The organism is Corynebacterium sp. HMSC068G04 (assembly GCF_001814885.1).
Classification (GTDB): domain Bacteria; phylum Actinomycetota; class Actinomycetes; order Mycobacteriales; family Mycobacteriaceae; genus Corynebacterium; species Corynebacterium hiratae.
The window spans coordinates 166,719-176,029 of the sequence record NZ_KV818301.1 but is presented as its reverse complement, the minus strand read 5'-3'; the positions used below and the strand labels follow the sequence as shown (position 1 = coordinate 176,029).

General features: G+C 62.4%; 9 protein-coding genes. 3 read left to right on the top strand and 6 right to left on the bottom strand.

Features of this window, described 5'->3' with window-relative positions:
- The 3 genes from HMPREF2993_RS13390 to HMPREF2993_RS04110 all read left to right on the top strand — a co-directional run.
- Positions 1 to 266 (top strand): homocysteine S-methyltransferase family protein (locus HMPREF2993_RS13390; protein WP_210401544.1); only part of this gene is annotated, 266 nt, incomplete at its 5' end.
- A gap of 48 nt (positions 267 to 314) precedes the next feature.
- A complete protein-coding gene (locus tag HMPREF2993_RS04115) occupies positions 315 to 701 on the top strand; it encodes a hypothetical protein (RefSeq protein WP_070517806.1) in 387 nt (128 codons plus the stop codon).
- Between the two features lie 75 nt (positions 702 to 776).
- Positions 777 to 1,268 (top strand): gluconokinase, encoded by a 492-nt coding sequence (locus HMPREF2993_RS04110; RefSeq protein ID WP_070701141.1) that lies wholly within the window; start codon positions 777 to 779, stop codon positions 1,266 to 1,268.
- Here HMPREF2993_RS04110 and HMPREF2993_RS04105 read toward each other — a convergent pair.
- The 6 genes from HMPREF2993_RS04105 to HMPREF2993_RS04080 all read right to left on the bottom strand — a co-directional run bounded on the left by HMPREF2993_RS04105 (position 1,265) and on the right by HMPREF2993_RS04080 (position 9,191).
- The gene (locus tag HMPREF2993_RS04105) at positions 1,265 to 2,659 is read right to left on the bottom strand and encodes a GntP family permease (RefSeq protein ID WP_070701139.1); all 1,395 of its coding nucleotides are present in this window, start codon (positions 2,657 to 2,659) and stop codon (positions 1,265 to 1,267) included. The genes HMPREF2993_RS04110 and HMPREF2993_RS04105 overlap by 4 nt on opposite strands.
- A gap of 50 nt (positions 2,660 to 2,709) precedes the next feature.
- Positions 2,710 to 3,885 (bottom strand): alpha/beta hydrolase, encoded by a 1,176-nt coding sequence (locus HMPREF2993_RS04100; protein WP_070701136.1) that lies wholly within the window; start codon positions 3,883 to 3,885, stop codon positions 2,710 to 2,712.
- A gap of 207 nt (positions 3,886 to 4,092) precedes the next feature.
- Positions 4,093 to 5,475 (bottom strand): hypothetical protein, encoded by a 1,383-nt coding sequence (locus HMPREF2993_RS04095; RefSeq protein ID WP_070701134.1) that lies wholly within the window; start codon positions 5,473 to 5,475, stop codon positions 4,093 to 4,095.
- A gap of 411 nt (positions 5,476 to 5,886) precedes the next feature.
- Complete coding sequence (locus HMPREF2993_RS04090) at positions 5,887 to 6,495, bottom strand: cation efflux transmembrane domain-containing protein (RefSeq protein ID WP_070680765.1); 609 nt, start codon at positions 6,493 to 6,495, stop codon at positions 5,887 to 5,889.
- Positions 6,496 to 6,560: 65 nt separating this feature from the next.
- The gene (locus HMPREF2993_RS04085; protein ID WP_070701132.1) at positions 6,561 to 7,913 is read right to left on the bottom strand and encodes an MFS transporter; all 1,353 of its coding nucleotides are present in this window, start codon (positions 7,911 to 7,913) and stop codon (positions 6,561 to 6,563) included.
- Positions 7,914 to 8,051: 138 nt separating this feature from the next.
- The gene (locus HMPREF2993_RS04080; protein WP_070701130.1) at positions 8,052 to 9,191 is read right to left on the bottom strand and encodes a PucR family transcriptional regulator; all 1,140 of its coding nucleotides are present in this window, start codon (positions 9,189 to 9,191) and stop codon (positions 8,052 to 8,054) included.
- Between the last annotated feature and the right edge of the window lie 120 nt (positions 9,192 to 9,311).

Here is a 9,311-nt window from a genome sequence, read left to right as displayed (position 1 = left end):
CCCAAGCGCTCGGTGTAGTGAAGATGCTGCACGCAGCCACCGATAAGCCGCTGCTGGCTTGCCCCAACAGCGGCGAACTCTGGGACCATGGCGCCCATGAGTGGCGGCCGGCCCCCGCTGGCGCGGTGAGTTTAGCTGAGGCCGCAACGGATCTCGTGGCCGCCGGCGCGAGCCTGCTGGGCGGGTGCTGCCGCGTGGGGCCCACTGAGATACACCAGCTGCGCGCTTCCATCCGTCACGCAACAAGCGACTCATCTGGGCACTAACGAAGGAATACCAGGACAACCCCACGGCACAGGGGATACAGTATTGCTATGAAAAAATCTTCTTTCCTCGCAGCATGCGCTGCGCTCCTCGTTGCATCCCTGTCCGTCCCCGCCGCCAACGCCGAGCTGACCCAAACTGAGCGGGACCAATTCCGTACCGACCCCGTTGGCGCGATTGCCTGGCAGGCCATCAAGGGCTCTTCGGAATATGTTCGCGCTGATGGTAACACCATGATGGCCGCGTCCTTCTTCTCCATGACGATGCCGGGGCAGAGCATCGGCCTGCCTGCACTGGAGAACTGTGCTGAGCGCGTCGGCTCCTCCGCGCCGGAGGGCGGCGTTCGCTACGTGGCGGCCGCCCTGTGCGCCACCTTCGATCCGAATGCCCGCGGCGAGGTGCAGCGCGGGGACTTTGGCTACGGGCCGCTGCGCTAAGCCGCACTGTGTTGAACCGCGCTACGTTACGTAGCGCGTAGCGCGTAGGATCGGGTGCTGTCTTAAGGAGGATTGATGCGCAAGCACGTGGTGATCATGGGAGTCTCGAGCTGCGGTAAGTCCACGGTGGGGGAGTTGCTGGCGCAGCGCACCGGCCTCCCTTTTCGGGACGGGGACGATATGCACCCGAAGGCGAACATCGAGAAGATGTCCTCGGGGCAGGCGCTTGACGACGCCGACCGCAAGCCCTGGCTCGAATCCATCGGCCGCTTTCTCGCGGACCAGGACGCCGGGGCCATCGTGGGCTGCTCCGCGCTCAAGCGCTCCTACCGCGACATCATCCGCGCCGCGGCACCGGATACGGTCTTCGTGCACCTGCACGGCTCCTACGATTTGCTCAAGGAGCGCATGAGCCAGCGCTCTGGGCACTTCATGCCGGTCTCCCTGTTGGACTCGCAGTTCGAGACGCTCGAGGAACTGCAGCCGGGGGAAGCAGGCATCGTGCTGGATGTCAGCGCTGCCCCGGAGGAACTTGCCGCCGCAGCGGCCGAGTACCTGCAGGTCTAAAGCAGTGCGGCGGCGCCGTAGAAGATAAGGACGACGCCGAAGCCGATCGCGGAAATCAGCGCCTGGTTGACGGTCCATGTCCGCAGGGTGGTGGCTACGTCCATGCCCATGAGCCGGCCGACCAACCAGAAGCCGGAGTCATTGACGTGGCTGCCAAAGACGGAACCTGCCGCGGTGGCAAGCGTGATGAGGGCCAGCTGGATTTCCGTGAAGCCGCCTGCCTCCACGGCGGGCACCATGAGGGCTGCGGCCGTGGTGAGGGCAACGGTGGCTGAGCCCTGTGCCAGGCGCAGAGCTACCGCGATGAGGTAGCAGGCCAGGATGACGGGGATGCCGAGTCCGGACATGGAATCCGCCAGCGCGTCACCGATGCCGCTGGTGCGCAGCACCCCGCCGAACATGCCGCCGGCGCCGGTGATGAGGATGACGGAACAAATCGGACCAAGCGAAGACTCCACGGTCTTTTCGATGGCGCTCTTGCTTTCCCCACGGCGCAGACCCAGCACGACCATTGCCGCAAGAGTGGTGATCAGCAGGGCGATCGGGGTCTGGCCTAAGAAAATGAAGAAGCGCACCCATGAGGCAGCGGGGTCGACGAGGCCAGCGGTGCCCAGCGTGGTCAGCCCGGTATTGCCAAAGATAAGCACCATAGGGATGAACAGGATGCTGAGAACCGCGAACGGGGAGGCCGGGCGCGCCGGCAGTTCCGCGTCGCTCACCAGCGCGCCGGTGACCGCCTCCTCAAGGCGGTAGGGGTACTTCTTTCCTAGGCGGAGCCCGAAGCGGTAGCCGGAGAGATACCACGTGGGCAGCGCGACGAGGAGACCAAAGATAAGGATGAGGCCGATGTTCGCGCCGAAGAACTCACCAGCCGCGACAGGTCCCGGGTGCGGTGGGACGAAGACGTGCATGACGGAAAAGGCGCCGGCGGCGGGGATACCGTAGGCCAACACTGGGCCATCGAGGCGCCGGGCGACGGCAAAGATGACCGGCAGCATCACCATGAGACCCGCGTCGAAGAAAATGGGAAAACCCATGATGAGGGAGGCCACGCCCAGCGCCAGGGGCGCTTTGTCTTCGCCGAAGAGTTTCACGAGGGCGTCGGCAAGCGTCTTGGCGCCGCCGGAGGTCTCCGCCAGCCGCCCGATCATGGCGCCCAGGCCCACCAGCAAGGCCACGGAACCCAACGTCGATCCGAAGCCGCTCGTCATGGTGGGCACCACGCCGTCCAACGGGATGCCGGCGGCCAACGCAGTCAGCGCGGAGACCGTGACGAGGGTGACGAAGGCGTGCACCTTGAAGTAGATGACAAGGACCAAGATGACCGCAATTGCAGCCGCGGCGATGCCGAGAAGTGGTCCTGTCGTAAGTGTGGGTTCCCACGTATCCATGACATTCATGGATGCTGATTTTACTAATGCAACGTGCGGTGATCTAGGGGCTATACCCCGAGGGCCGGGCCCACCGTGGCCCAACTGATGGCCAGCTCACGTCGGAACAGCCCCCACGTGTGGCGCCCCTCCGGAAGCTCGTAGTAATCGAGGTCCACGCCAGCTGCGGTGGCTTGCTTGGCGTAGTAGGAACTGCACCAATAATCCAACCGCTCGTTGAGGCCTAGTGCAGGCAGCGGTGAGTCCTCAATGTCGACATCAAAGTTCGCCGGGCCACCGCGTGAGACGATGACAAACGTCTTCCTACCGTGCTGCTTATCGAGGTTGAGAACCGGCGAATGCCGAGCCCACGCCGGATCCCACGGCGCACCAAAGGAGCGCGTCGGGTCCGTGCCGTAGAACGCCGCGCTGACCCACGCGAAGCCTTGCGCGACAACACCCGTGGTCGAGGGGCAACCGGAGATGGAACCGGCCACCTTGAACCGCGGATCATAGGTGGCAAGTTCGAGTGCTGGGCCGCCAGAGTTGCTCACGCCCGCGATGCCGTCGGTACCGTTGCCGTGAAACTCGGCGTCGATAAGCTGCGGGAGCTCCTTGGTCAGGTAGGTGGCCCACTTGTACTTTCCGTGCGTGTCGTGCGGCTGGGCCCAATCGGACATCATTGAGCCATAAGCACCGCGCGGCGAGACAACATTGACCTGCTTGTCCTGGAAGAACTCGGAGGCTCCTCCGCCGTCCCACCACAGTGCGTCCTCGCCTCCTCCGGCACCACCGAGCAAGTAATAGGTCGGGCGGGGCTGAGTATTCTCCAATCCACCCGGCGGGAGAATGATGTCGTTGGTGATGACGCGGTCCATGGATGGTGAGTAGGCCTTGAACTGCCACACGTTGTCCTGGATGTGCTGCAGCTCGCGCAGCTGTGCCGGCGCGGCGGTTGCTGGTGGGCGCGTGGCTTCCGGCGCTACGACGGGAATCTTTAACAGCTGGAGTAGCGGTCCCCATACGGCAAAGATGTTCTCCGCGAAGAGCACGGGGGCCAACGGACCCAGCGCAATGGGATCGAGGGCAGAGGAGTGCTGATCAATGTCTGAGACCTCGCTGCTCAGCGAGTCTGCTGAGTGCGCGGAATCAACTGAAGACTGCGCATGTGCGAGATGAGTGTGGGGAGGAGAAAGAATCAGCCCCACCGAAAGAAGGCCCGCGAGTGCGGTGCGAGAGGAAAGCATTGTCTCAGAATATCCAACGAACGTTGCATCGCCTGCATTAGTGCATTAGTACATAACAGCGCTAGTGGGGCTGGGCGCGGAAAACTCCACACCGGAGAAACGTAAACCCCCGACCGCATGGGGGCGGTCGGGGGTTACGCACTCTCTCGCAGCCGGACTAAGCGCCGGCGGGCTGCACACTCGTTATGTAGAGGAGGGGGCTGTTACTTAGAACAGGCCATCAGCCTTCTTGCCGGTGTCCTTGACGGTGATCTCGCGGGAATCAACGTTCTGGTCGTTGTGGGTGGACTTGTCACCGTCGAGGCGGGAAATCTGGGTGACCTCGATGTAGTTCTTCAGGCGGCCTTCCTTGGTGTTGCCGTCGCCGAAGTCCAGGTTGGCAACGCGAGCGGACTCGCCAGCGTTAATCGGGTTGGCCAGGGTGACCTCGAAGGAGCGGGTGGAGGTCTTCTCGTCGAAGCCAAGGTCGCGGATGTGCGCACCGTTGGAGGAACGCGGGGTGATCAGGCGGTCAACACCCTTCGGGCCCTCAGCGGTCTTGACGTCAACGCGGTACTGAACTGCCGGGTAGTCGCCGTAGTAGCGCTCGGTGCCGACGTTCTCCAGGCGGAGAGCAACGGTGCCTGCGAAACCTGCGTGCTTAGCGCCAGAGGTGGTCAGAACCGGCTTCAGGTCCAGCTTCTGCTTAGCCTCATCGGTCTTGCCGTTCTCGACGTCCTCCTGGACCTTCTTGTCGGCTTCCTCTTCCTTCTTGCCTTCGGCCTCGGAGACAACCTTCTCCTCCGGAGCAACCTCGTTGTCCTTGATGACCTCAGCGTCAGCCTCCGGGGACTTCTCCTCCTCAACAACCTTCGGGTCGTTGACGTCGGTGGTGTTCTGAGCGTCCTTGTTCGGAGCGTAGGAATCCGCGATGTCGTCGTACAGCTTGACGCGAACCTCGTTCTTCATCGGCTGCATTGCGGACCAGAAGGTCGGGGTGGACCAGGTGCCGTTCGGCTTGCAGTACTGCTGGGTACCGGTCATGTTCAGAACGCGGAAGCCGTAGGTGGCCTCACCGGTGTGGTTCGGCGGAACATCGTACGGGCCGATGGACTGGCCGGCTTCCCAAGACAGGGAGTAGGAAGCGGAGGCGCCGAGCTTGGTGGCGATCTGGTGGGAGATGCCGAAGGAACCCTCGGAGTTCTTGCCGGAGCCCTTGCCGCCCGCGTTCATGGAGGTGGTCTCGGTGCGGTCACCGTTGACGGACAGGGTGATGGACTGGGACTTGGACAGGTCCTGCTGCAGCGGGATGTCCTTCTTGGTCTGGTTGGTGGTGGAGATGGTGCCTGCCGGCATGAAGTTATCGGTCACCTTGTAGACCACGGTGCGGTGGTCCTCCCACGGGTTGCACACCGGGCGCGGGTTGAGCACGTTGGCCTTCATGTGGTCGGAGCCGTGGCTGGTGTGGACGATGGGGAGCTTGGCGTTAACGGCCGGGGTCTCCGGGTAGGACTCGGTGTGGGTTGCTGCGGATGCAGCCGGTGCGATGAGGGCGGTGCCTGCAATCGCGAGGCCGGCGATGAGGCCGGCGGTACGACGACGCTTGGTCATGGTTGTTCTCCTGGATGAAAAAGTTTGGGGCAATGTGGTGACGCACTGTGGTGGCGCTGCGTATGCGCTGTAGCGCTCAGTGCGTGACGTGAAGCAACGATAAGGTGACTTTCAGGATCGCGCACCCTAAGGATTGTTTATATTTTTGGATAGCGAAGTATATTTCGATAGGGTGACGCGAAGGTGAACAATTGGCTAAGAAATTTGCGCCGACCTTGGTTTTGTCCAACTAGACCGTATTCTGGGAAAACGTCTCTTTGACCGTTCGGTCACAAACTAAAGAATGACCCCATATGGGGTAGGAAAAAGTTGCGCGCAGCGCTTTTTGCCAGGCCATTTTTAGCCCCAGGGGTGCGCGCGGGATTGCGCGCAGGCCCGCGGGTTACTTAAAAAATTCTTAAGGATGGCGCGTTAATCTTCTTCAATTTCCGGATCTTCGGCGCGCGCTTGCTCGAACACCTCAGCCGCTGCGCGCAGGTTAATGGTGCCGATGATGAGGCCTACCACGATGTCCGGCCACGGGCTTGCCCACACCAGCATGAGTAGGCCGGCGCCGAGAATGAGGATATTGGCGGCGACATCATTGCGTGCCGCCAGCCATGCGCCGCGCGTGAGCGCGCTGCCGTGGCGAAGTTGTATGAGCAGCACCGCGCAGAGCAGGTTGATGAGCATCGCTGCCACGGCCGTGCCTGACAACGTAAGTGGCTCAGGTACGGCGCCGGTGATGATCTTCCATATTGCCATGCCATAGGACGCCAACGCCGGAATCAGGATCAGCCCGGCTAGGCCATAGCTTGCTTTGCGACGCCCCTCCGCCGACCAGCGCAGCGCGAGCAGGACGAGCGCATTGATGAGAAAATCCTCGAGGAAGTCGGCGGCGTCAGCAAACAGTGCGGCCGAGCCGATGAAGGCGGCGATGATGAACTCGCCGAAGAATCCGAGGAGGTTCAGTGCGGCAACCCAGGCGACGATGCGCCGGGCGCGCGCGTTCAGGGTGGAGGAGGAGAGTTCTTGAGACACGGCACCTGAGCCTAGTGGGTCGAGGTGCCGCGTCCCAACCTATTTTTCTTATGAGCGGTTGTGCATTAGTCGACGATGGTGACGTCGTCCTCGCGGCGGTGCTTCTCGCCAGCGAAGCCGCCGAAAGCGGTGATAAGGGCGGTGGCAGCCAGGATGATGATTCCTGGTGTGGAACTGGGGTGCTCGTTAGAGGCGTTCAACGCGGTAGCGAGGAAGGGGAGCAGGCCTGCCACTGCAGACGCGATGTTCGCGGAAATTGCTACACCGGAATAGCGGACGTTGGCCGGGAAGACTTCCGAAAGGAGAACGCCGGAGACGGAGTAGGTGATGGTGACCAGGGAAAGCCCGATGCAGACGGCGAGCGTGAGTAGTACGGCATTGCCGGTATCGATCATTGCCCACAGTGGCCACGACATGATGGCAGTGGCAAGACCGCCGTATCCGATGAGGCGGCCGGGGCCAATCTTTTCGCCGATGCGGCCGAAGATGATGTTGATGAAGATTTGGCACACAGCGCCGAGGAGGGTGGCGTTCACGACGGTCTGGCGTTCGAAGTCCAGCGTGGTTGTGGCGTAGGAGAGGACATAGGTGCTCATGACGAAGAAGCCGCCGATGCCGAGGAAGGCGGCCGCGGAAGCAAGGCACAGTTGTGGGAAGTGCTGCGTGAAAAGTTCCTTCAGTGAGCCTTGGTGCGCAGCCTCGTCGGCCTCAGCTTCCTCTTCGAGGGCTTTGTAGACAGGAGATTCTTCAGCCTTTGTGCGAATCCACAGTGCTACTCCAAGGAAGGGGAAAGCGATGAGGAAGGGAACACGCCAGCCCCAGGAGCTCACCGCGTCATCATCAAGCATGAGCACAAGCGCGAAGGCGCCGGAGGAGAGCAGTGTGCCGGCGGGGGAGCCGATCTGCACGAAGGCCGCGTAGCGGCCGCGCTTTTCAGCCGGTGCGTGTTCGATAGCCATGGTCGTTGCACCGCCCCATTCGCCGCCGACGGCGATTCCTTGAAGCAGGCGCAAGATGACGAGAGCGATGGGTGCCCAGATGCCAATGCTGTTAAAGGTGGGCAGAAGGCCGATGATTCCGGTGGCCACACCGATGACAACGATGGAGATGATGAGTGCTGGTCGGCGGCCCATCTTATCGCCAATCTGGCCGAAAATGACTGCACCGAGAGGGCGGGCAAGGAAGCCCACGCCGAAGGTGGCGAAGGAGGCTAGGGTGGCGCCGGTGCCTGACATTCCCGAGAAGAAGAGATCGTTGAAGACGAGCGCGGCCGCGGTGCCGAAGAGGAAGAAATCATACCATTCGAGGGCTGTGCCAACGAACGCGGAACTGGCGATACGGAAGACATCTTTTGACTCGACCTTGATTTGCTCGGGGTCAGATTGGACCGGGGCAGCCGGGGGTGGATTGGTAGTCATATCCAGGTGCTCCTTGTGTGAAGTGCGTTACCTTTCCTGGAAACGATAGGTGTAGGTCACCTGAAGGGGGATGTTCTGGCAGCATTTATATGCATCACCCCATCGACTGGGCGGCAGAAGTGTGCGGTTGCACAGGACTTAAGGTGTCGCGCGGTGCAGTGCGAGCAGCACTCGGGCCGCGTCCTTGGGCCGGGTGATATCAAGGCCGGTGAGCTCAGTAACGTGTCGCAAGCGGTTGAGTACGGTGTTGCGGTGGCAGTTCAGCGCTTCGGCGGAGTCCTTGATGGAGCCGCAGTCCAGGTAGGTGGTGATGGTTCGGTACAGCGGCGCGTTCTCAAGGCGCATTTGGGCAATGGTCTGCGTCAGCTCCGTCATGCCGCTGGCTGTGAAGTCTGCGAGGGCATCTCCTGCGACAGCCCAGAGTGCATCCGCCGCTTCGGTGAGTTGGCTCAGCGGGCCGGTGGAGTCGAAGATGCGCGGCGCTTGCTGCGCCGCCGCGCGAACTCCGGCTAAGCCGATGACGTCGCGGAAAAGTATGCCCGAGATCGTCGTCAGCCCTGCGCCGGTGTCCTTTGCGGTCTGTTCGCTGGGCCTTTGGTCTCTAGGCCAGAAGGTAACGAACATCCCGCGCACAGGGTGGCCGAAGGCCTCGCCGGAGGAGATGGGGGCGTCGAGAAGCGCGCGCAATTCCACCGCCGCGGTGGGGTGCGCCACCACGACGTCGAAGTGGGTGTCAACATCGATGTTGAGTGCGCGGGCGATCTCCGCGATGCCGAGCGTGCCCAGGGACTCGGCAGCGAAGAGCCGTTCCAGGTGTCGGGCGTGAGCGCGGTGCACGTTGTGCTGCCCGCGCGCCTCCTCCAAGCGGTAAGCATCGCGGACCACGAGGTTGTACATCGTCACAACCGAATGCACCTGTGCCACATGGTCGATGAGCACGTCCTGGTCCGCGCCGGCTGTGCGGCGCAGGTGCTCCCAGAGGACCGTGAAGTCGAGCTGGATGGCGTCGATGAGCGTGGCCAGCTCCACCCCCTGATGTGCGCGCCGCCGGCCGAGGCTTTGTGCGTGGGCGCGCAGCTCCTCCTCATCCATCGCGCCGACCAGCACGTCAGTGATGCGCGCGAAGACTTCGAAGGCGGTCAGGCGCAGCTCGTCTTCGCTTACTAAGGAGTCGCCGTAGCGGCCGGAACGAGAAAAAGCAGCGAGGAAATCCTCCACCAAGCGGGGGATGGTGCCGTAGACCTCCGCGACGATGTCGTGCCAGCGTTGTTCGTGCATGTGCACAACGCTACACGTTCAGCGGTGGTGGATTGCCCTGTAGTCAGCGACGTGCTTCACTGTCCGGGCTAGCATGTGGTGACAAACACAGCACGGTCCCCGTGCAGCGTGTCAGAGAAG